This is a genomic window from Dyadobacter sp. 676 (genome assembly GCF_040448675.1).
Taxonomy (GTDB): Bacteria; Bacteroidota; Bacteroidia; order Cytophagales; family Spirosomataceae; genus Dyadobacter.
Window position 1 is genome coordinate 6,363,165 of the sequence record NZ_CP159289.1, and the last position, 22,810, is coordinate 6,385,974.

The window sequence follows — 22,810 nt, forward strand, 5'->3', positions numbered from 1 at the left end:
GCCGCTTTATTTTCCCATCCAGATCTTGAAATCGCTCACTTTTTCGCGGCTTACGAGCACCTCTTTGTTGTGTGCCGGCCGCAATGTGAGTGAAAGCCGGTTGCCGAAATAGGGGTCGATCTTGTCGACGCAACGGTGTGTGACCATCATGCCCCGGTTGATCCTGAAAAAACGTGAGGGATCGAGCGACTCGGCGAGTTCGTCGAGTGTGTAATCGACGAGCATTTTCTGGTTGGAGTCGGTCATGAAGAAGCTGTAACGGTCGTCGGTAAAGAAATAGGCGATTTCGCCGACTTCGACGGAAAGCATTTTTTGCCCCTGCTTCACGAGAAAACGTTGCCGGTATTCCACCGCCGAAGCTTTTTTGAAATCTTCCAGCAATTTCCGGATACCGGCCAGCGAGTGATCGGCAGCGGGCTGAGCTCTCATTCTTTCATACTTTTGCAATGCGCGTTGAAGGTCGTCGCGGTGCACGGGTTTCAGCAGGTAGTCGATGCTGTTGTGCCTGAATGCCTGCAAGGCGTATTCGTCGTAGGAAGTCGTGAAGATGATCGCACTCGCAACCTCCACCCGGTTGAATATTTCGAAGCTCTGCCCGTCGGACAATTCAATGTCCAGGAAGATCAGGTCCGGATCGGGCCGGCCGGCGGCGCGGTTTTCGAGTACCCATTCCACGGTTTGCTCGATGCTGTCGGTGACACCCGCGATGTCCAGCGACGGCGCGACCTCACCAACCATCTTTTTGAGTCGGCGGACCGACAGATCTTCGTCTTCAACGATAAGCGCATTCATATATTCAGGAAATCAATGGTAAGGTTACGGTAAAAAACTCGTGATTACTTTCGATCAGCGGCAGGGGAAGTCCGGGCCGGTATTCGGTTAGCAGCTTGTATTTGGTAACGATGTTATTGAGTCCCACATGCGTCGATTCGATGTTTTCGGCGCCGGTGGTCAGGTTTTTCTTTTGCAGGTTGTTTCTTATCATCAGTTTGCCCTCCACGGTACTCAATATAAAGATGGTGAGCGGCCTGCTGGCCCGGATCACATTGTGTTTCACCGCGTTTTCAACCAGCAATTGCAACGTAAGCGGCGGAATGAGGCTGTCCATAAAACAGTCTTCTACATGGATGTACAGCTTCATGCCATCGCCGTAGCGGGTTTTGAGCAAATGCCCGTAGGATTCGATGAACGACAATTCTTTTTTTAACGTCGTTAACTGCCCGAAATCGCCCTCATTTACCGACGAATGGTTGGTCTGCAAAAGATACCGGTACACCCGCGCCATTTCGTCCACGAACTGCTCCGCCTTTTCAGGGTCCTCGCCGATCAGCGCCGACAGCGAATTAAGGGTATTGAAAAGAAAATGGGGGCTGATCTGCGCTTTCAGGCTTTCGAGCTGGCCGTTGACATTCTCTTTCATCAGCCGCTCCGTATTAATTTCGTGCTGTCGCCAGCGCCTGAGCGCGCGAAATGTTTCCCGCAGGCCGGTAGCCAATACCATGGCCCCCAGGTTGACAACGTAAACGATAACCAGGGTATGCACGGTCAGCGTGGAACCAAACAGCTTGTTGCCGATATAAATCCACGCAACGGCCAGCATAAACACCCCCGAAACTACCGCATGAGCGCAAATGGACAACGCAACGCGCACCAGCGTTTGGCGTACGTCGCTGTAATGCCCGGCAATGTAACCTGCTACTTGCATTTGCACCCACACTACCAGGGCCAGCACCGACCCATTCAACAGGGTTGCCTGGAAATATGAAGCGAGGTTGCCCGCCAACGGTTTGCCTACCGTGATATAGTTAAAAAGCATCAGAATAACCGCTGTGCCTGGCACATACGCCCACCGGTTTACCGAAGGGATCTTTTCGGGAATTCTCTCAAACAATGCTCTTTTTTTCATGGTCAGGCAGTCGCCGGGCCGGCCGGGCGATTGGTTCAAAAATAGGGTAATCCCGGGAAAAGCTGCGGGGCGAGTTGCATCAACTGTATTTTTATTGGCATGAATTGTCATTGCACCGTAACCGCCGTTGCATCCGGTAGGAGCGGTATGACTACGGAAAATGTGTCGCCGTTCTCACGCACCTCCAGCTTTCTGGAAGTAAAAATCAGCAGTTTGGTGGAAAGCCCGCGCAAGCCCACGCCCTTGGCACCGAGCGTGCGATGGCGCATCTGAACGTTGTTGGTAATCCGGATACTGCGGTCGTCGGTAAGGGCCACCGTAATCGTAAGCGGCCGGTTGGCCGACAGGACATTATGTTGAACGGCGTTATCGACCAGTATCTGCAGCATAAGTGGCGGGATCGTCAGGTCGGCGGGGCAGTGCTCCGGCAGTTGTACGAGCAGGGCGTCGTGGTACCGCACTTTCAGAAGCCGCACGTAAACTTCCATAAACCTCAGCTCGGATTGCAGGGGTACCAGGTCGGTCCGGGCGCCCTGAAGCATGTAACGGTAAATTCGCGCGAGATCCTCTACGAAGTCTTCCGCCTGTGCGGGATCGGCGCTGATCAGCGAAGAAAGCGTATTCAGGCTGTTGAACAGAAAATGTGGGTTTACCTGTCCTTTCAATGCGTCGAACTCGATTTCCGCTGATTGCCGCGCCGATTTTTCATCGTCGGCCTGGTCGTTTTTCCATTGTTGCAAGGCGTAGAACAATCCCAGCAAAGCGCAGATAAAGGCATCGCAAACAAGGCCCAGCAAGGTCAGCGGCCAGATCATGGACCATTCGAAAGCCACACCGAGAGACGGGACCAGGCTGTAAACCCAGGTGTCGAAAACGGCGAGCAATGCCATAGCGGCGCCGAGTTTCCAAAACATGCCGAGCATTTGCCGGAGGATTTTCCCCTGCGCGGAACTGCCCGCGGTACGCCTGATGACGAGCGTGAGCGCGACCACCGAAAACCAGTAAACCGCGAAAGCGAGCGAAGTGGCCGTCAGGAACGTGGGAAGGTCGGTGAAATAGCGTTCCCCGATCAGGTAATAGTTGCCCAGCGCAAAGCAGATGGGCATCATCGCGAGATGATACCACCATTCGTACTTCGAAAAAAAGGCGGGTTTCATGAGGGTGCGTTTCGGATTCGGATGGAACAACCGACAAAATTAAAACAAATCGCCAAGCGGTTGTTAATAACGAAGGCAGCTGCTATTTTCCGGTAAACATATTCAAACCGGAAACAATGGCGGGACGTAGCGCGGGAATTTTGATGTTTCGGCGAAAAGTAAGTCTGGAAGTGCTGCTGGTACATCCGGGCGGACCGTTTTTTGCCCGTAAAGACCTGGGTGCCTGGTCTATTCCGAAAGGTGAGTACGAAGGCCCGGAAGACCCGCTGACGGCGGCCAGGCGCGAATTCGCGGAGGAAACCGGGCTGCCGGTCGACGGCGATTTTTTGCCATTGCAGCCCATTAAGCAAAAGGGTGGCAAGGAGGTGCTTGCATGGGCGATCGAGGGGGATATCGATGCCGCGAAAGTCGTCAGTAATGTCTTCGAAATGGAATGGCCGCCGCGTTCGGGCAAAATGCGGCGGTTTCCCGAGATCGACCGGGCGGAGTGGTTCGACCTCTCCACGGCCCGTAGTAAAATCAACGAGCGGCAACGCGGTTTCCTGGACGAATTGGAACAGTTGCTGGGGTAATGCTGCCCGATTTCGGGATGATCCGCAAAAAATCAGGTTCGCCGTGTTTATTAATTTGTAATTAAACTAAATACGGCATTTCTTTGCTCCCGAAGCATTCCGGCGCGTGGCGTCCGATGCGCAAATCAACTCAAATAGTATTCATGTCTCAGAAAAAGACGGCCCTCGGCAAGTTCATCGGAACATTACACCTGTGGCTGGGATTGGCGACGGGCGCGGTGATCATGGTCATCGGTCTTACCGGCGCCATTTATGTTTTTACAGACGAGCTTAAACCGCTCGTTTATCGCGACCGTCTTTTCATCGAGCCAGAAAACAAACCGAAACTGCCGTTGAGCCGGCTACTTGAAGCAGCACAGCAGGCAGTAGGGGAAATGCGGCCGGTCACCCGGGCCGAAATCTCTTCCCGGCCCGACAGGACCTATATTTTCAGGGCATTGAAGGTCGATAAGGACGGTTTTTCGCATTGGGATTATTACAAATATTATTGGAGGGCGTATGTTAACCCTTACAATGGGAAGGTAGTCATGCTGGAAGACAGCCGTAATGAATTCTTTACCCTTGTGCTTGGGCTGCATATGCGGATGCTGTTTGGCGAAAAGATAGGCCACACCGTCGTAAGCTACGCCGTGCTGGCTTTTGTATTCATGCTGATTTCGGGGATTGTATTATGGTGGCCGGCGAAATGGGGCAAACCGAATGTCGATAGGAGCTTTAAAATCAAATGGAATGCCAGATGGAAACGTCGTAATTACGACCTGCACAATGTGCTGGGCTTTTATGCCGGCGCTATCCTGATGATGTGTGCGCTTACCGGACTTGTGTGGGCATTCGAGTGGTTTGAGAAAGGCGTGAAAACGGCGGTGGACGGCGGCAAGCTGGCGGAAGTGCCCGCGGTCTTTTCGGATACCACGCAAACAACGGACGCCGGGGCGATCGACCGGATTTTTACAGCAATGCAGCAAGAAAAGCCGCAGGCCTACGGGTATCTTATCAATTTTCCCGCAAAAGGCAAATTGCCCGTCAATACCTCTACTTACCTCAGCGAAAGCAACCGCTACGACCGCGTGCAGGGCCAGTACGATCAATTTACCGGCGCGCGGCTACGTTCGCGTTCCTTCGGGGAGCTCACCAACGGCGAGCAGCTGTATGCCCTGAACTTCGACCTGCATGTGGGCGCCTGGGCAGGGCTGCCGGGCAAAATCCTGACTTTTTTCGCGGGTTTGATATGTGCGAGCTTACCGGTTACCGGATTTGTGATCTGGTGGGGGCGGCGTAGAAAGTCGGCACGGGAAGCGAAAAAAGAAAAGAAACCGGCTACGCAGCGGAAAGCGGCCCGTCGGGTGATGGCGGTGCAAGGCTATACGCCCGGGTTATCCCGCTTGTCCGAGGAAGAAAAATAACCCGATAACCGCCGAAAAAAATATCACCCAGCCCCAGAATATCCTCGCCGGAGGCATGTGGCCATATACGAGCACGCGGACTCCCAGCGGCAATAACGCGCTACAAAGGCAAGCCGTCGCAATTACAGACATGACCGTGCCGCCTTTCAGAACGCCGATCATCATGGCCGACATCATTGCCAACGCGACCACTTCCACGGGCCGTAAGGTGCCTGAAAGCCACGCCCCGATGGCCAATACCGCCCAGCCAAATAAAATGGCGCCGGAGAGCGTCGAAACGATGTGAAAAGCCCCGTACGACTGCGCCACCACTTCAGTGGCCCTGGGCAAGCCCAGGATGCCGACGAGTTGAAACGCCAGGTGGTTGATTCCCGAATGGAACGTCCGGGCAAAAAGTCCGAACATTACCAGGCTGCCGCCCCATACCGCCCACACCGGTTTCGTCCGCCCGATGAGATTGGCGAGCGTGACAATGGCCGGCCAAAGTAATATGTTCCCGGCCAGGAAAAGGCTGTAAGCCGTAAACATCAATGCGGGGTGTGATTGATAAGCCCGCAATTGCTCCGGAAAGAAAAAATCGAACCGGAGTTTCAGGATTTCTCCCAAAAGCAGCAATACCGGCGCCAGCACGAGCGATATGCCGCCCAGCCAGCGCCCGGGAAACGGAAAAGGGTCGAAATGGTTTTCAAAAGTTTTCATGGCTAATAGTTTATACAAAACTATGTAATGTTAGGTACTATGCATTGCATACTACACGACTGGTAATATCTGTGTTTGAATGGTCGGATGTGTTCCGCCTGCCCCCGGTTCTTGCCTTACAAAGCAAGCCCAATCGGGCCGGGTAGCCAAAAAAAGTAGCCCAACGACCCGGATTGTAGATTTCTGAATGCGGTTATCGCCGCCTGCGCAACCTCGCCATATAACCGCCACCGGCTGCCATCCGGATTTTCAGGCTGTCGCGCGAGGTGAGTGCCGCTTCGGAAAGGCGGTAATCGGCCGGGTAGCGGTCGGCATTTATGCCGTCTTCGCAAATCGTGGCCTCGTAAGTTGTTCCTGCGGTAAGAAAGGCGAGTGGAACGGTCAGTTCGCGGGCCGTGGAATCGTTGAGCGCGCCTATGTACCAGTCGGCACCCTTTTTGCGGACAGTGACGATGTACTCGCCCAGTTTCGCGTCGGGGATGCTGGTGGTGTCCCAAACCGTCGGGATGCTGCCCAGAAGCTGCATGAATGCGGGTTCTTTCAGGCCTTGCGACGGGTTCCCGGCAAAGAACTGGACAGGACTTTCGTAAACCACGAACATGGCAAGCTGCTGCGTGCGCGTAGTGAGCGACATTACATTCTCCGGCATCGGGTGAAAGCCTTTCGGCGTCGCGTTGTTGAGCATGCCCGGCTCGTAATCCAGGGGCCCGCCGAGCATCCGTATAAACGGGAGCAGTACATTATGCCCGGGCGTAGATTTGGCGCTCCACATATTATATTCCGAACCGAGCACTGCCTCGCGCGCGACCGCGTGCGGAAATGTCCGGTTAAAGCCCGCCGGCTTGAATGCGCCATGAAACATCAGCATGATCTTGTGCCGGGCACATGCTTCCGCGACTTTATAGAAGAATTGCACGGCCTTCTGGTCGTCGCGGTTGATGAAATCGGTCATGATAAAATCCACTCCCCATTTACTGAACTGTTCGAGCGCCGGTTCGAGTTGCTTTTCGAGTGTAAGTGCAAGCGTCCACATGCTTATGCCGATACCCTTACTTCTGGCATAGGCAACGATTTCCTCCATATCGATATCGGGATTGATCCTGAACAGATCGTTGTTGTCGCTCCATCCGGCATCCATCATAATGCGTTCAAAACCGAATTGCCTGGCAAAATCGATATAGTATTTGTAAGTGGCGGTGTTGATACCGCTCTTGAAAGGCACATTGAAAATGTTGGAAGCGATAATCCATTCGTCGGTGGCCTTGCCGGGTTTGACCCACGACAGATCCGCCACGCGCGAGGGGCTCGCTAGCCGGTAAACGAGGTCGTTGCCGGGCAGGTCCCGGTCTTCGGAGGCGATAACGAGCACCCGCCATGGGAACGGCCGGGTGCCTTTTGTTTTGGCCAGAAAGTCGGCACGTCTGGAAACATACCGCGTTGAATACAGCTCTCTGGTTTCCGCTTCTTCCGCCGGGTAGGGGGCAAACCGGCCGAACAGCGCTTTTTCTTCGTTGCCCGTGAGGAACATGCCGGGGTAATCTTCAAGGTCCGATTCGGTAATCCCGATTTTGGGAGAGTCCCCGGGCGCGACAAGAACAGGGGAGAAGAAAAGGCTTTTGGAAGATATGCTTTCCAGTGGTTTCACCGTGTAAGGTTCTTCAAAACTGGTATGGTAAATGTCCATATTCGACGGAGGCGCGACTTCGGGATAATACACCGGGTGATTGGCCGGGAAGCGGAACGCGGCGGTTTCGGAGCGTACGGTGATGTCGGCAGGAAACGATGTGGCGATGCGGTAGGCCACGCCATCGTCATATACCCGGAAAACCACCGCGAACGCATTGCGAAGCGTGATTTTGAGCTCTCTGTAATGGTCGGGGATGTGCCTTCGCTTTTCCGGTACCGGCGATACGATCGTTTCGTTGACGTTCCGTTCAATGAATTTCGGTTTCGACAATCCGTCCGAAAGTTTTTTGCCGTCGGAAAGAACCATATCGATTTCCGACGGCGACAAAAGCAGCTGGTTATTGAAATACACGCAATACCGTAGCTGGTCGTCGAGAAAGGCAACCAGCCGGATGGTTCCATTCGGGGAAACGACCTGGCGGGTGGTTTGTGCAAGGGCGCCGAAATGGGTTAATATAAAAAGGGCCAGGGGCAGCAGTTTTTTCATAGCGATTTGGTAGGTCCCATACAATTTGCAATGTACGGAATAAACTGACGAAAGGACGGGTTGGTGCCGGCCTGGTAACGGGAGTGCCGAAGAAGAAAAATCATGAAGAATCTCGTGAAAAAAAATAGCCGTTTCATACAAGTTTCGCTGCCGGCTGGTAAAAAGTTTAACCCGACTGAAAACTGCTGGCACGGAATTTAGGTTTGTAATAAATATTACTACAAGTAACTCTTCGAGTACACTTTGTAACTCTCGATTAAAAATAATAAACGGCAAATCGTAATTCGGGCCACGACTGCTTTATGCATTGATTGCGAGTTGGTTTTCTTTTTGGTAGCGTAGTTCGGCGCCGATTTTCGCGGGAATACCAATAATATAACTTAATCCTTAGGTGAAAAGTGGCGAACCAATTACTTCTACAACTTTCAGGGGGAATGGCAGACGATTTCCGCTTTTCGATTCATTTATATCAAAAAAATAACCGCCTGCTTGTGAAGAAAATACCGGGGTTGGGGCGGGGTGGTAATTACGGGAATGGCGAATTGTCGACGGATTTTTTGTAACCGTATGAGACAATTTTGTTCGCAGGCGACGTTCTGGTTAAATGGGGAATAGCACGGGCGTTGGCATCGGCGAATAGCTGTCGTACGCGAAAAGTATTTTTGTATACCGATTGGAATATCCGTGTGAAAATTGATTTATTTAAAACCGATTTAAAAATGAATCGCCGAAAAACGGTTAATAAAAATGGCCGGACGGAATAAAGATGCAGATTTTTTTTTCGCAATTTTGGTACATTATTTATCTTCAAAAGTATTTTAATAAAATGTTAACTTCATTACTTTTGCGAAAGTAATAATCCACCAGCAACCCGTAATTTATTTATGAAAGCAAGAGCAATTAAATTCTTTTCTCCTGAGGATAATGTTTCGGTAGCGAAAAAACCTCAGGAGAAACCAAAGCCGACCGGCTACATTTCTACCTCCGGAAAACTTGTTCTTCCTCCTAAAACTTTGGAAGAATTAGGAATCGAACCTGAAACTGCACGCTTTAAAATCGGAGCACAACAAGGCAAGAGAACGTTGAAGTATCTTTACCTGATCCCCAGCACAGATGAAAACGGAACATTCGCATTAGCGAGAAGCGGCCGCGGATATTCGATCCCGCTGGAACTGATTCTCCGCAAAGGCGGTATCGATTTTGAAAATACGAAGTACATTTTTGAAGTAACGCTTTTCAATTACAACGAAGGTGTCGTAGGCTTTGAACTCGCATTGGGAACAGAAGAACCCAAGCCAGCCTATACCGGCAAACCACGGGGCCGTAAACCCAAGAATGCCGTGGCAGCTGAATAAATATGCAAAAGGGTCCGTTTTCGCGGACCCTTTTTTGTTAAGTACTGGTAAACAGGGCATCTGCATCAGCGGCCTGTCGCGTTTCTGACCGGCTCCGGAATACCGAAAAGATTTTTACGGCTGTCGGTCGCGAAACGCCGCTCCGCAAACCCAGCGCTAACCAGCCAGTTAAGCGATTCGTAAACGGTCGCCGGACTGATTTTAATCCCGCGACTGCGCATGTCGCGCCATAATGTATCGCCGTCGGTAAATTCGTTGGCAACAAGCAACTGCTCGGCCACAATGACCCTCTTTTCGGCCAGCCTTATTTTATGGCGCGTGCAATAAGCACTGATTTGTTCGTACAGGGACATGCGAATGAATGACGCTTAAAATTATTTTCCTACTTCTACCAGTAAGGTCGCGCTGCGCCAGAAGGCTTTATATTCTTTTCCATTGTGCGACCCCGTCTCTTTCCAGCTTTTCGATGCCTCGATGTAATAGGTGCCCGGCCAAAGCGGAATGAATTCGGCCAAACCTTTTTCGTCGGTCGTGATTTGTTTGCTCCATCCGGATGGCGAAGCGACGGTCACTTGCAATTTTTCATTTCCATTGTTTTTAAAAAAACCGCGCAGATTCAAAGGGCTGTTCACTTTGTAGGTTTTGGCAGGATCGGCGAAAATGTTCAGTTCGTTGGCATTGGCTGCGGGGTTATTACCTGCATCAGCCTTTCCCACAGTTACTAACGCGCTGGCATTGAACTGATAAACGGTCGCGCCTCCAAGGTCTTTGGACGTGTGCCCTACCGATAATGTGTATACGCCTTGTTGCCCGGGTGTAAACTCGGCGGTAAAGTGATCTTCGGCCGCTACGGTTGCCAGTTTGGTCCGTTTCTGGTCGGGTGTGGTTAGCCACAACTCGAAGTCTTTCACATCCGAATACCATTCGCCGAGCTTTTCCGGCGTGTCCCCCGGTTCGGCATAGATGATTTTAACCGTTTGTTTCTGACCCGCTTTGCCTGTCGGAGCCGTCTGGATCCAAAGCGCATGGGCGAAAAGCTGCGCCGGGCAGCAAAGTAAAAAGGCAAGAAGAAGAAGTTGTTTTTTGAACATGATTTGAAAAAATGAGTAGTAAAAAAGCGAAGTGTATTTACAATATCCGCTCCGCATGTGGACGTACAAATATAGTTTATTTGTAATAAGTCCAAATAGTATTTAAATTTAAATTCAAACAAAAACGGCCTTCGCGTCGGAAGCGGAAGGCCGTTTGTTGTATTCAGCTACAACAAAGCTATTTCAGTTTAGCTGTAAGCAACGCCCAGTCTGAGCGCCCGCAACCCGCTTAAACCTTGCAGATCTTCAAGTTCAAGCTCTTCGGTAACCGGTTCGAGGGATTTTGTTTCCTGCAAATAATGGATAAAAGGCAGATAATCCTCAATGTCCCGCTGGTGCAGGTAAATGAGTGCGATCTTGCCGGGTTGGGTAAGGCGTTCCTGCGAGTTTTTGATCCTCACTTTGTCGATGCGTTTTTTGATCATCTGGTACCGGATATTGTAAGCGCCTTCCACATCGAACTTTCTCTCGTCCGTCCGGAAACTGATATCGATCATATGGTTATGCACGAAAATCAGTTGCGTGGTATGGAGCTCCCGGGGCATTTCCGACAGCAAATCGCGCGTGAGCCGCGCTACCTCGATCATCGACGACAGTTGCCACAGCCGCAGGTTTTTGAGGTGAAAATGATTGAATGGCTTGTCAGGGGCGATCGATTGGCCGATATAAATGTCGTATTCGATGCCATCCGTCCTGAACTTTTCGAAATAGCAGGGATAGGATTCCTGCAGTGCTTCCTTCTGATCCTCGAAATACCGGTTGACAGCCGTGTTGATCAGCTCCATCGAACGGTCGAGCGCCTCGCGGTGGCGGTGTATTCCGCCCTGTGCGACGTGGGTGGCGCCCAGGTATTCGTCGATCAAAGTCGTTGTTCGGGGGTTCTGTTGGGATAAATGGATCAGGTAATTCCGCGATTCGTCGTTCAAAAAAGTGTTCAGATTGTTTTCGGACGTGCTGTTCAGCTGCCCCTGCGCTACCGTTTGTTTCCATCGGGTGCAATGGAAGCGTAACTCCTGCATCAGCGACGACCGGTCGAATGGCAGAAGGGCATTCAAAACGTCGTCGAGCAGGTCGAGGTAATGGCCCAGATCCGCATGGATGGCGGCATTGCGCTCGTTGGTGGAGTTGCGGATGTCGATGGCACCGTAAAGCGGGTACACGTCGAAGAACGCAATGTTTTCGTTCACTTCCGGCAAACCTTTTTTCTGCGGTGCAGGTAATGCCAGGCGGCTTCATTGAATTTCCACTGCACGGCGGGCTGAATGGAGGTGAATTTCTCCTTGATGATATTTTCCAGTTCCAGGTTGAACTCTTCTATATATATGTTGAGGAGCTGAGCTATCGAGGCGAACGCCATTTCGAGTGCCGCGAGTTTTTTTTCGTCGAAACGCTCGTCTTTCCAGGTATGCATGCAAAGCACGCCGACGAGTTTTTGCTCCACAAAGAGCGGCACCAACGCCAGCGAGCGCACTTGCAGGTTACGGAAGGGTGCGAGCCAGCCGATCTGTCGTTCGTCTTCCCCATGGATATCCGGCGAGAAAAACGAGTTCGGCCTGGCCGCGTAGCCTTCGGCCTGCCGGCGGAATTCCTCCGGCGTGAGCCGGTTTTCGCCCCAGATCTGGAAAAGTACGCCTGTACCCGCCTGCTCGTATCCGTACACGGCCTGCCCGTTCACACGTACGAAAGGAAAGAGGTCGAACTCGATGCTGTTGTTCTGCACCAGCGTTTTCAGCGACTGGATAATGCGTTGATAGCGGTTCGGACTGTCGCCCGGTATCCGGTTAAATTGGACCTTTTTGATATTCTCCACCGCCATTTTCGCGGTAATGTCGGTAACCGTGATCACTGCGAAGCCGCGAAAGCGGAACATATCCAGCGGCAATACCTTCTGCAATTGCAAATGCCCGTCCGTCTCGCTGAAATGCGCGTAGATTTCGACAAAATTCAGTTCCGGAAGCGCTTCCTTAGCGGTAACTTCTACAAATTCGGGGCTTACGAGCACTTCGTAATAGCGTAGCAGGCCGGTTTTGTGATCGGTCCAGGCGTGGTATTGCTGTATTTTGACCGGTACCTGAAAGTTGTACAGCCGCTGCAATATCAGGGTATAAATCAGGTGCAGGCGTTCACGCTGATATTCTTCCGGTTTTTTTTGCAGTTCGAACTGCGAGTCGACAGGCTTTAAATTGAGCATCTCGAAAAGCAGGTCGGTGCCATAAAAAATGGTGGGATAAAGTGGAAAACTCATACCCCAGGCCAGTTGATGTTCCGATACGAGCGGTGCCGACAGGCTGCTGTAAATGTATTCGAAAAAGTCGCCGTAACGTCCGACGTCTTCCAGCGGCACGTCGCCTTCGGGGAGCTTGTTGTCGCGGAAATAGTTGAGTATATTCTTGTAAAATGCCGATTTGAGCGTCTTTTCCTCCGTGATGCGCTGTTCGAGGAAGCGGATATACGGCATGAACGAGATGGCCGAATCGAGGTCGGGCGGGAGCGCCCGCATTCCGGAAACGTCGAGTACTTCGTTTTTCATGGTGCTATGATGCGGTGGAGGCATAAAGATACGACACACCAATCGAAAAAGCGCGTGCCGGCTCCCGTCGCCGGCACGCGCATGAAGGCCGACGCGGCAATGCGGTCAGGCGAATGCGCTTTCCGGCCTGAATACTCCCGGTTCCATGCGGATATTGAGCCTTTCCAGCATTTCGGCGCGGTTGAACCCCTTTCTGAGATTTTCGGCCTGCACCATTTCCCGCGCATTGTTCAGCGCGTCTTCGCTTGTCCAGAGGGCAATGGTGATATATTCGGTGTCACCATTTTCCGTGATGCGCTCGTACGCATCGTCGCGGATGAAGCCGGCAAGCGTGTGGATGAACTCCCTGCTGATCTCCTGGCGTTCGAGAAATGTTTCCCTGGCGGCTGCGGGAATCAGGTATTTGCCGATAAATGCGACCGGGCGGTTGTTGTCTTGTAGTTCCATGATTTTTAATTGGATTGGCAATCGTTTCTGTTGGTTTTGTTTGTACAAAATTCCAAAGGGGCAGACTGCCATTCTTGTAAAAAATCATTGATTTACCACAACACCGGCGATTTGAAAAACTCGGTAGGAGTAAGGCCGGTAAACAGCTTGAAATCTTTATTGAAATGAGGCTGGTCGAAATAACCGGCGTCCAGCGCCAGCTGCGCCAGCGTTTGCCCCGAGCGGCCTTTTTCGATCACCGATTTCATTTTGACCAAATATGCGAATTGCTTTGGCGAAAGCCCCGCCACACGCCTGAAACGCTTTTCGAACACGTCCTGGCTTACATACAACGACGCGGCCAGTTCCCTGATCCTCAACTGTCCTCCAGCAGACCGGATCTTGTCGATCGCGGCGAGTACCAGGCGGTCGGCGGCCCTGTCGCTGACCCGCCCGAGCAGAAAGCGTTCAACCCGCGTAATGCGTGCTTCGTGCGAGGGCAATCCGGCCAGTTGCTCTTCCAGCAGCGGAATATCCCCGAACCCGTCGAGGCAATCCAGCGGAATACTCGTGTCGCTGAATGCATGGAGCGGCTCGCGAACGAAAGGCGCAATGCCGCCTTCCCGAAAAATGACCAGGAGATTTATCGTTCCCGACCGGTATTGCATCGCGCGGCCCGATTTCCGCAGCCCCGACACGACGGCCGGTCCGAGCGCGGTGACCTCGCCATGATGGTCGACGCAAACCTGCCCGCTTAACCGGAACACCATGACCGGCGAGGTTTCAGGCAGGACCCGGTTGACCACGTCCGCGGGCGTTTCTATCACCTTATAGGACTGGATAAATGGGCTCAGTTCGGGTATCGGAAAATAGGTCTGGACATTCATCACTCCCAAAACCGGAAGCGGGTGCGAACGGTTCCCGAGTGCCTTTAAGCCGGATGGAACATCACGTAAAAGTGTATCGCATTTCCGGATTTTTGTATAAGTCGCCGGCGGGAGCGACCCGGTAAATTTGTAGCATCAAACACAAAAACAATTGTCAACCATGTCAAAAACTATTTTTATTACCGGCGCTTCCAAGGGATTCGGCCGTATATGGACCGAGGCTTTTTTGAAAAGAGGGGATAAAGTTGCCGCCACCGCCCGCAACATCGAAACGCTGAAAGACCTCGCAGCGCAATACCCCGATACCCTGCTTCCGATCCGGCTCGATGTGAACGATCGCGCCGCGAGCTTCGCAGCCGTAAACCAGGCCCATGCGCATTTCGGCAGCCTCGACGTCGTGATCAACAATGCCGGTTACGGACTGTTCGGGACCATCGAGGAAACCAGCGAACAGGAGGCCCGTGACCAGATCGAAACGAACCTGTTCGGTTTGCTTTGGGTAACGCAGGCAGCGATTCCTGTAATGCGTGCGCAGGGCGGTGGCCATATTCTTCAGGTGTCGAGCGTACTCGGCGTGGCTACGTTGCCGGTGCTTGGCCTTTACAATGCCTCCAAGTGGGCTGTGGAAGGGCTTAGCGAAACGCTGGCTTCGGAGGTAAAAGACTTCGGCATTAAAGTGACGCTTGTCGAACCCAACGGCTTCTCGACCGATTGGGGCGGCGCTTCGGCCATCCACAGCGAACCGATCGCATTGTACGACGGTATTAAAGAAGCCCTTTACGCCGGACTGACGCCCGACACGATCGGTAAGCCCGAAGCGACCGCGGACGCGATTCTGAAAGTCGTAGACGAAGAAAACCCGCCGCTGCGAATTTTCCTCGGCAAAGTCGGGTTTCCATGGTTGAGCCAGGTATACGCCGACCGCCTTGCGACCTGGGAGGAGTGGAAAGAGGTAGCGGATGCCGCCCATGGTCATGCGGCAGTCTGATTTTCAGGTATATTTTCATAGAATTGGAATCTGCGCCCGCTAAAAGGCGCAGATTTAACCGTTTAGACATCATGGAACATTATAAAAGCATCAGCGAGCTGCACCGCGCCAGCAACCTGCCCGGCCCCGAAAACCCGATGGTCAGCTTGTTTACCTGCGATCAGCTGCGGAGTTGCACCATCGGCCGCCGCGAGTTTACGACGGACTTTTATATGATTGCATTCAAGAAGATCAGGGCAGGCCATGTGCTTTACGGGCGTACCAAATACGATCATGAAAGTGGTTCGATGCTTTTTACAAAACCCCGGCAAGTGATCGAGATGGACAATATCGAACTGGAAGAGAGGGGTTTTATCCTTTATGTGCACGAAGATTTCCTGAACGGCCACCCGTTGCATTCGGAAATCCGGAAATACGGTTTTTTCGACTACGAGGCCAATGAGGCATTGCATTTGTCGGAGCGCGAGGAGCAGATCATCTGGGACCTTTTCTCGCGCATTCAGAACGAATATTACAATAATACCGACGAATACAGCCGCGACATCATGCTCACGCACCTGGACTCGATGCTGAAATATTCGCAGCGTTTCTACAAACGCCAGTTCATCAACCGCACGCAGTTGTCGGGCACGACGGTGTCGCGTTTTAATGAAAGTCTCGCCCGGTATTTCGAGAATGGCAGTTTTCAGGAAAAAGGATTGCCGTCCGTCAAGCTCATGGCCGACATGCTCAATACGTCGCCCCGGTATCTGAGTGATTTGCTCAAACAGGAGACCGGCAAGACCGCTATCGAGCTGATCCATATTTTCCTGGTTTCCGAGGCCAAAAACATACTACTGAGCTCCGACAAGACCGTTGCCGAAACCGCATATTTGCTTGGCTTCGAAAATCCGCCCTATTTTTCGAGGTTGTTCAAAAAAGAAACCGGTTTCAGTCCGAACGAATATAAAAAGCGGGTAGAATTTTCCACCCGGCCGGGTGTCGCTTGACTTTCGGGGAATGCGGGCGCCCGGCGGCTGTCCGTCGACGGTCCCACGCCGTTGCCGAAACGGCACAGGTAAAATTTTTACCCGGAAAATAGCAAATGACACTCCCGTAACGTTGTAATAGCTGATTTGTGGATCAAATTCGCTTATTTGGTCGGTTTATTGGACGTTACTCTGGAAATACATGATTCAATTGAAACCCGGGAAATACCGGCGTAGCATTCTCTTCCTATGGCGCGCATTGGGCATCGGGCTGGCCCTGCTGATCTTCTACATTGCCGCGGTTAACTACAATTTTCTTGGTCTTTTCGGCGGTATGCCGGACCTGGTCGCATTGGAAAACCCGAAAAGCGAGCTGGCCTCCGAGCTGATCTCGGAAGACGGCAAGTCGCTGGGCAAATACCATTTCGAAAACCGTTCGCCGGTCGAGATTTCCGAAATTTCACCGAACCTGATCAATGCATTGCTGGCGACCGAGGATACCCGGTTCATCAGCCATTCAGGAATCGACCCCCGAAGCCTTTTGCGTGTAGCGAAGGGGATTATTACGGGTAATTCAAGCTCAGGTGGCGGCAGTACGCTTACGCAGCAGGTGGCGAAAAACCTTTTCAATACGCGTTCGGAAGAGTTTGAAGGAGTGCTGGGCAAAATACCGGTCGTGCGAATTGTAATTGCCAAAACCAAGGAGTGGATACTCTCCATCATTCTGGAAAGAAAGTATACCAAGCAGGAGATCATGCAGATGTACCTGAACACGGTCTCATTCGGGAACAACGCGTATGGTATCAAAGTGGCCGCGAAAACGTATTTCAACGCCGATGTGTCGGAGCTGGACATACCGCAGTCGGCATTGCTGGTGGGCATGCTGCAAAACCCGACGATCTACAACCCCGTGCGGTTTCCACAGAACGCCACCTATCGCCGCAATACCGTACTGGCCCAGATGGCCAAATACGATTACCTTACCGACGATGATTTCAATTCCCTGAAAGAAAAACCGCTGGGCCTGGAATTCGCAATGGAAACCCACGCCAACGGGCCGGCTCCGTACTTCTGGGAATCGATGCGCGGCTACCTGAAAGCCTGGGTAAAAATGTATAACGAGGAAAACGGCACCGACCTGAACCTCTATACGAGCGGTTTGCGTATTTACACGACCATCGACTCGCGGATGCAGTCGTATATGGAAGACGCGCTCACCCGCCACATGAAGGAACAGCAAAAGATCTTCAACGATCACTGGAAAGGCCGCAATCCGTGGATCGACGAGAACGGAAGGGAAATTCCGGGCTTTATCGAGACGGCCGTCCGCAGGTTGCCGTATTTCAATGTGCTGAAAAACAAACTCGGGGAGGAAGAGGCGTGGAAAGTGATGCGGAAGCCGTATAAAATGAAGGTGTTCTCCTGGGACGGTGAAAAAGAAGTGACGATGAGCCCTATCGACTCGATCAGATACTATAAACGTTTCCTGCGGGCAGGCATGATGGCCATGGACCCGCGCAACGGGCACGTGAAAGCATGGGTTGGCGGCATCAATTTCAAATACTTCCAGTACGACCACGTGAAGCAGGGAAAAAGACAGCCGGGCTCCACATTCAAGCCGTTCGTTTACACGGCCGGGCTGGACAAAAATTTCATCACGCCCTGCGAAAAGATCATGGACTCGCCGGTAACATTCCAGGCGGGGATCGACGACGTAATGGAGGATTATACGCCTAAAAATTCCAACGGCGTCTATTCCGAACAGCCGCTGTCCCTGCGTCAGGCGTTGGGAAAATCGGTGAATTCGGTCACTGCCAATATCATGAAGATGGTGAAGGCCAATACCGTCGTGGACTATGCGCACAAGCTTGGCATCACGAGCGAGCTGCCCGCAACGCCGGCGTTGTGCCTGGGGACCGGCGACGTGTCGATTTACGAAATGGTGTCGGCCTACTCCTCGTTTGCCAACGGCGGGTACAAAGTTATGCCCATGACGATCCTGCGGATCGAAGACCGGCACGGCAAACTTCTGGCCGAGTTCCACGAGCAGCAAAGTCAGGAGCTGAGCGAAACAATGGCCTATAATATGCTGTACCTCATGCGGGGTGCGGTAGAAGACCCTGGCGGTACGGCGGGCCGGTTGCGGCAATACGGTGTTACCGAAGGCAACGAGATCGCCGCAAAAACGGGCACGTCCCAAAATCATTCCGACGGCTGGTTTATGGGGATGACGCACAACCTGGTGGCGGGTGTCTGGGTTGGGGGCGAGGACCGCAGCATTCATTACCGTACGCTCGCGCTCGGGCAGGGCGGACGCGTGGCCATGCCTGCCTGGGGAGCTTTCATGCAGAAAGTTTACAACGACCAGACGCTCATTCATTACCGGAAAGGCGCTTTCACACGACCGGAAGGCTATGCGGGCGAGTGCGCCACCGATTCTACGGTCGTTTCGGACGAAATATACACGCCACCGGCGAAGTCGGATGACGAAGGTGTATTATTTTAAGAAGATATTCCTTTCGGTCAAAATGCGGCGAGTGGTTTGACAAATCGCTCCGGCAGGGTTAGCTTTATATGGTAAATCGCGTTCCGTGCCTAAACCTGTCGGTGACAATTGAAAAATCCTTCGCAATGGAAATGGTTCCGTCCGCTCGTGATCCTCGTGTGGGCAGCGCTGCTGAACCTTTTTCTTGTCCAGAAATTTGTCGGAAGTAACTGGAAAAGCCTCACTATCACCATGGCATGGCTGGGTTGTGCGCTGGTTACCTGGCAATCGATGGCACTCTGGAGCGAAAAATGGCGGGCGAAGTATCCCGATATGATGCAAACCCGCAAAAGGATCATCGGCACATTCACCGGTTACCTGGTCATCGAAGTGCTGAGTCAGGTTTTCTTCTTTTTGCTGATGTATTTCGCCCGGTGGGATTGGGAGGTCTTTACATTGAGGGAATACAGCATCTATATCACGCTCTGTGTGGTTACGCTTTTCTCGGTAGGCGCGATCTACGAGCTGATTTATTCGCTGAGCCAGTATGGCATGGCATTGCAGGAGGAGGAGGCGATCAAGAAAGAATCCCTGCAAAATCAGTTCGATAACCTTAAAAATCAGGTCAATCCGCATTTTTTATTCAACAGCCTCAACTCCCTTTCCGCCCTGATCGAGGAAGACCGTGTCCGGGCGAGCGCATTCCTGGATGAGCTTTCGAGCGTTTACCGCTACCTCCTGCACGACAGCGGGAACGGACTGGTGTCGCTCAAAAGTGAAAGCGAATTTATCCGCTCCTACCTTTTTCTTACCACCACGCGGTACGGCGCGGCGATTGAGGTGGAGGTGGATATCGACGAGAGTTGTACCCATTGCATGCTGCCGATGCTGACCTTGCAAACGCTGGTCGACAATGCGGTCCGTAATAATGTGGTTATGAAACAAAGACCGCTGAAACTGTCGATCGTCGCACGGGGCAGACATCTGGAGGTCAGCAATTCGATCCAGCCTAAAAGTCCGGGTACGGCCCGGGAAAGCCTGGAAGCATTGCTGACGCGCTTTCGTGACCTGAAACTGGAAGAACCTTTGCTTTTTGACGACGGGGATACGTTCACCGTCCGGATACCCGTCGGAACACCCCGTAATCAATTCGAAACCACGTGAAGCTGGTAACCTACACCAAACAGGACATCTGGATCGCCCTTTCGCTGCTGCCGGTATATATTCTATTAATGAATTATCTGGCGGTTGGGGATATTTATTTTTCGAATATCGGTGTTTTTGCGAAAACTACCGTCATTTCATCGGTCGTATTCAGTTTGGCGTATCAGTTCATTCATGCCCGGATCGGTTTCTGGTTTCGCAAGCGTTATTCGCATTTCAAGCAGACGCCGAAGCGGATGTTGCTCATGATTCCGGCGCATATTGTTTGTAATGTATTGATCATAAGTGTATTGTTCTTTGGTTATGCGGCTTTTAATTTCCCCGGTTACGCCTTCGACCGCACGAGCTACGAATGGGCCCTGGGGCTGGGCGCGCTGATGAATATCGTGGTCACGTGTATACATGAGGGCGTGTACGCATTCGAGCTGTGGCAGCAAAAGTTGCTGGAAACCGAAAAACTGCGGAAAGCGAATTTGCAAAGCCAGTTCGAAAGTCTGGAAGCAGCAGATCAACCCGCATTTCCTTTTTAATTGCCTTAACTCGCTCTCGTCGCTCATCGAGGAGGACCCGGACCTCGCCACGCAGTTTATCGACGAAATGAGCAATGTGTACCGTTACCTGCTCCGGAGTAATGAATCGGAGCTTACGACGCTGGAAGCGGAACTGAGGTTTGCCGGCTCCTATTTTCACCTGCTCAGCACGCGCTACGGCGCCAACCTCCGGCTGGAAGAGGAAATCGACCCTGCCTATCGCGATTATATGCTGCCGCCGCTGACGCTCCAGTTATTGATGGAAAATGTAGTGAAACACAATGTGATAATGCCCCGGCAGCCGCTCTACATCCGATTGAACACGACTGCCGACGGTAGGTTGGTGGTGTCGAATAACCTTCAGAGACGTCAGGTATCGGTACCTTCGAGCCGGATCGGCCTTGCAAACATTGCCACAAAGTATAACCTGCTCGGGCAGGGGGAAATCAGCATCGAGGAGAATCCGCAGACTTTCTCGGTGAGCCTGCCCCTGCTGACATCGGCCTAATTTTCGGGCAGCTTCGCTAGCTTTTTCCTTGAATTTACCGACCATTTACCCGTGTGGGCGATTTCGTGCACGGCCTCCTGAACCATATCCGATATTTCGGAAGGCGGAAATTCGTTTCCGAAGTCGGCGGCGTCGACCTTTTTTAGCTGCCAGGAAACTCATCAGTTCAGGCAATGCGTAGTGGCTTGTCACAATAGCTTGCGGCTCGAAAACGGGTGAGGAGGCGGAGGTACGGTTCTGATTAACGGAATACGCCATCAGATAGCACGACATGGTGCTGGCTTCCGGTACTTTTATCCGTATTTCTTTGATCAGTAATGCATTAGGTAGCTGTTCGTCTTCGGAAACAAAGATTGTTCCGGCCGGCAATGTCACCGTAACGGATTCGCCCGTGGCGTTCGAAAGCCGGAGGCAAAAATGCAGCGGCCCGCTGCCGTAAATCTGTTTGCGGGCGATGGCTTCGTCGGCATAATGCGGGGACCGATGCGGCTTGCCGCTCATGCCGATACCCGCCGGAAAGTCGAGTTTCGTACCTTCGGGCCGTTGCTGTGAGCTGCCGAAGCCGGGTGCCGAGGATTTGACATCATCGGCCACCGGCGCCGACTCGATGCAGCCGTAAAGTGCGGCCGCCAACATGAAAAGCAGAATGTAGTGCTTTTTCATATCGATAAATATTTGATTTTCATGGCTAACAGAACTTGCAATCGTTACCCGAAATTAACGAGGGGTACCCGCACGGCCATCCGCATTGAGCATCAAACGGGACAACCGGGCTATGAAACGTGCAACGCGGCGCATGGACCGTCATAAATCCGCGTTTTTCGCTTCGGGCCGTGTTTTTAGCTCCCCGGGCGTTTCATCACCGGTATTTACCGTTTCATGGCCCGTTTATGCGATTCCGTTTCCCACGGCCTTCGGGAATTGGTTAATTTGGCCTAAATTTTGGCTTTCAATTGGAACAGCAAAAACCGGTTTATGAAGGTATTATTGATAGAAGACGAGGATCTGGCCGTGAGAAAACTCTCCAAACTACTGATGGAAATAGACGGAAACATAGAAATCGTGGGGAAAGCAGCGAGTGTGCAGGAGTCGGTTAATTTTTTGAAGGAAAGTGAAGCCCCCGACCTGATACTGATGGACATCGAGCTGGCCGACGGACAAAGTTTCGAGATTTTTGATCAGGTGAAAGTAGAATCTCCCGTGATATTTACCACGTCGTATGACGAATACGCGCTCAGGGCATTCAAAGTGAATAGTATCGACTACCTTCTGAAACCCATTAAAAGGCAGGAACTGGAAGCCAGTCTGGCAAAATACAACCGTCTGGCGAGGAATACCGAAAGCGAAAATGTGAAAAATGCGAATCTCGACCGCGATGCTATCGATTCGCTGGTGAAACAGTTGCGGCAGCAAATGCAGCCTTCGGATTATCGCAAGCGTTTCCTGGTAAAACACTTGCAGCAATGGGTGCCGGTGGAGGTAGGCGATATCGCCTATTTTTATTCTGAAGAGGGGACCAGTTTGTTCAAAACGAAGAACAACCAGAAATTTCCGGTCGACTATACGCTCGACGAATTGGAAAAAATGCTGGACCCCAACAGTTTTTTCCGCGCCAACCGCCAGTTCATTATCAGTGTGCATTGCGTGCAGCAAATCAATCCTTACTTCAATAACAAAATTAAACTGACGCTCACGCCGATGCCGGAAAGCGAGGTGATCATCAGTCGCGAGAAGGCAATGGACTTTAAAAAATGGCTGGGCAAATAGTGCCGGATGTGCAATGAAGCGGCCTGCGGGAGCCGGGCGTTGCACATTTCCGGAATTATTTCGAACTTGACCGCCTTCATACTCAACCCGCTTCCTGCCATTACTTCGCCCCGGTCGGCCAGGCGCTTGCCCGTCCCGTCCGACGTATCCCGCCCGTATCGGGTTATACTCTTGAAGTACAGTCATTTGGCCGGATTGCTT

Annotated in this window: 22 protein-coding genes; 10 read left to right on the forward strand and 12 right to left on the reverse strand. The window is 52.1% G+C overall.

What is annotated here, in order from left to right:
• Nucleotides 1–6: 6 nt before the first annotated feature.
• The 3 genes from ABV298_RS27880 to ABV298_RS27890 form a co-directional block, all read right to left on the reverse strand.
• Complete coding sequence (locus tag ABV298_RS27880; RefSeq protein ID WP_353719412.1) at nucleotides 7–792, reverse strand: LytTR family DNA-binding domain-containing protein; 786 nt, start codon at nucleotides 790–792, stop codon at nucleotides 7–9.
• 4 nt (nucleotides 793–796) lie between these two features.
• Nucleotides 797–1,906, reverse strand: a complete 1,110-nt coding sequence (locus tag ABV298_RS27885) for a sensor histidine kinase (RefSeq protein WP_353719413.1) — start codon at nucleotides 1,904–1,906, stop codon at nucleotides 797–799.
• Nucleotides 1,907–2,013: 107 nt separating this feature from the next.
• Nucleotides 2,014–3,063 (reverse strand): sensor histidine kinase, encoded by a 1,050-nt coding sequence (locus tag ABV298_RS27890; protein ID WP_353719414.1) that lies wholly within the window; start codon nucleotides 3,061–3,063, stop codon nucleotides 2,014–2,016.
• A 116-nt stretch (nucleotides 3,064–3,179) separates the two neighbouring features.
• Between ABV298_RS27890 and ABV298_RS27895 the strand changes: the two genes are divergently transcribed.
• Nucleotides 3,180–3,635, forward strand: coding sequence for an NUDIX domain-containing protein (locus tag ABV298_RS27895; RefSeq protein WP_353719415.1), 456 nt, complete (start codon nucleotides 3,180–3,182; stop codon nucleotides 3,633–3,635).
• A 143-nt stretch (nucleotides 3,636–3,778) separates the two neighbouring features.
• Nucleotides 3,779–5,038, forward strand: a complete 1,260-nt coding sequence (locus ABV298_RS27900; RefSeq protein WP_353719416.1) for a PepSY-associated TM helix domain-containing protein — start codon at nucleotides 3,779–3,781, stop codon at nucleotides 5,036–5,038.
• On the opposite strand, the gene ABV298_RS27905 is transcribed toward ABV298_RS27900, so the two are convergent.
• Together ABV298_RS27905 and ABV298_RS27910 are read right to left on the reverse strand one after the other, a co-directional pair.
• Nucleotides 5,009–5,737, reverse strand: coding sequence for a hypothetical protein (locus tag ABV298_RS27905; protein ID WP_353719417.1), 729 nt, complete (start codon nucleotides 5,735–5,737; stop codon nucleotides 5,009–5,011). The two genes, ABV298_RS27900 and ABV298_RS27905, sit on opposite strands and share 30 nt — an antisense overlap.
• Before the next feature lie 193 nt (nucleotides 5,738–5,930).
• Nucleotides 5,931–7,910: a glycoside hydrolase family 97 protein gene (locus ABV298_RS27910; protein WP_353719418.1), complete on the reverse strand. Its 1,980-nt coding sequence runs from the start codon at nucleotides 7,908–7,910 to the stop codon at nucleotides 5,931–5,933.
• A gap of 884 nt (nucleotides 7,911–8,794) precedes the next feature.
• On the opposite strand from ABV298_RS27910, the gene ABV298_RS27915 reads away from it, so the two are divergent.
• Complete coding sequence (locus tag ABV298_RS27915) at nucleotides 8,795–9,265, forward strand: hypothetical protein (RefSeq protein ID WP_353719419.1); 471 nt, start codon at nucleotides 8,795–8,797, stop codon at nucleotides 9,263–9,265.
• 65 nt (nucleotides 9,266–9,330) lie between these two features.
• Here the strand turns inward: ABV298_RS27915 and ABV298_RS27920 are convergent, their stop codons facing one another.
• The 6 genes from ABV298_RS27920 to ABV298_RS27945 form a co-directional block, all read right to left on the reverse strand.
• Nucleotides 9,331–9,618 (reverse strand): transcriptional repressor, encoded by a 288-nt coding sequence (locus ABV298_RS27920; RefSeq protein ID WP_353719420.1) that lies wholly within the window; start codon nucleotides 9,616–9,618, stop codon nucleotides 9,331–9,333.
• 21 nt (nucleotides 9,619–9,639) lie between these two features.
• Entirely contained in the window at nucleotides 9,640–10,356 is a 717-nt protein-coding gene (locus ABV298_RS27925) for a DUF4198 domain-containing protein (RefSeq protein ID WP_353719421.1), read from the reverse strand.
• A gap of 188 nt (nucleotides 10,357–10,544) precedes the next feature.
• The gene (locus ABV298_RS27930) at nucleotides 10,545–11,543 is read right to left on the reverse strand and encodes a hypothetical protein (protein WP_353719422.1); all 999 of its coding nucleotides are present in this window, start codon (nucleotides 11,541–11,543) and stop codon (nucleotides 10,545–10,547) included.
• On the reverse strand, nucleotides 11,540–12,886 hold the full coding sequence (locus ABV298_RS27935) for a GAF domain-containing protein (RefSeq protein WP_353719423.1): 1,347 nt from the start codon (nucleotides 12,884–12,886) through the stop codon (nucleotides 11,540–11,542). Before ABV298_RS27935 ends, ABV298_RS27930 begins: the two co-directional genes overlap by 4 nt.
• 105 nt (nucleotides 12,887–12,991) lie before the next feature.
• On the reverse strand, nucleotides 12,992–13,333 hold the full coding sequence (locus ABV298_RS27940) for an antibiotic biosynthesis monooxygenase (RefSeq protein WP_353719424.1): 342 nt from the start codon (nucleotides 13,331–13,333) through the stop codon (nucleotides 12,992–12,994).
• A 92-nt stretch (nucleotides 13,334–13,425) separates the two neighbouring features.
• Nucleotides 13,426–14,199 carry a helix-turn-helix domain-containing protein gene (locus tag ABV298_RS27945; protein ID WP_353719425.1) on the reverse strand — a complete coding sequence of 258 codons (774 nt, stop codon included), beginning with the start codon at nucleotides 14,197–14,199 and terminating at the stop codon, nucleotides 13,426–13,428.
• 160 nt (nucleotides 14,200–14,359) lie between these two features.
• Between ABV298_RS27945 and ABV298_RS27950 the strand changes: the two genes are divergently transcribed.
• From ABV298_RS27950 to ABV298_RS27975, 6 genes are all read left to right on the forward strand, one after another.
• Nucleotides 14,360–15,187 (forward strand): SDR family oxidoreductase, encoded by an 828-nt coding sequence (locus ABV298_RS27950; protein ID WP_353719426.1) that lies wholly within the window; start codon nucleotides 14,360–14,362, stop codon nucleotides 15,185–15,187.
• A 71-nt stretch (nucleotides 15,188–15,258) separates the two neighbouring features.
• Nucleotides 15,259–16,176 carry an AraC family transcriptional regulator gene (locus ABV298_RS27955; protein WP_353719427.1) on the forward strand — a complete coding sequence of 306 codons (918 nt, stop codon included), beginning with the start codon at nucleotides 15,259–15,261 and terminating at the stop codon, nucleotides 16,174–16,176.
• Between the two features lie 181 nt (nucleotides 16,177–16,357).
• Nucleotides 16,358–18,661, forward strand: coding sequence for a transglycosylase domain-containing protein (locus ABV298_RS27960; RefSeq protein ID WP_353719428.1), 2,304 nt, complete (start codon nucleotides 16,358–16,360; stop codon nucleotides 18,659–18,661).
• 108 nt (nucleotides 18,662–18,769) lie between these two features.
• A complete protein-coding gene (locus ABV298_RS27965) occupies nucleotides 18,770–19,804 on the forward strand; it encodes a histidine kinase (protein WP_353719429.1) in 1,035 nt (344 codons plus the stop codon).
• Nucleotides 19,801–20,334 carry a hypothetical protein gene (locus ABV298_RS27970; RefSeq protein WP_353719430.1) on the forward strand — a complete coding sequence of 178 codons (534 nt, stop codon included), beginning with the start codon at nucleotides 19,801–19,803 and terminating at the stop codon, nucleotides 20,332–20,334. The genes ABV298_RS27965 and ABV298_RS27970 overlap by 4 nt, the downstream gene beginning before the upstream one ends.
• Nucleotides 20,312–20,842: a histidine kinase gene (locus tag ABV298_RS27975; protein WP_353723263.1), complete on the forward strand. Its 531-nt coding sequence runs from the start codon at nucleotides 20,312–20,314 to the stop codon at nucleotides 20,840–20,842. Before ABV298_RS27970 ends, ABV298_RS27975 begins: the two co-directional genes overlap by 23 nt.
• Nucleotides 20,843–20,887: 45 nt before the next feature.
• On the opposite strand, the gene ABV298_RS27980 is transcribed toward ABV298_RS27975, so the two are convergent.
• The gene (locus ABV298_RS27980) at nucleotides 20,888–21,505 is read right to left on the reverse strand and encodes a hypothetical protein (RefSeq protein ID WP_353719431.1); all 618 of its coding nucleotides are present in this window, start codon (nucleotides 21,503–21,505) and stop codon (nucleotides 20,888–20,890) included.
• 312 nt (nucleotides 21,506–21,817) lie between these two features.
• On the opposite strand from ABV298_RS27980, the gene ABV298_RS27985 reads away from it, so the two are divergent.
• Entirely contained in the window at nucleotides 21,818–22,609 is a 792-nt protein-coding gene (locus ABV298_RS27985) for a LytTR family DNA-binding domain-containing protein (protein WP_353719432.1), read from the forward strand.
• Nucleotides 22,610–22,810 lie beyond the last annotated feature (201 nt).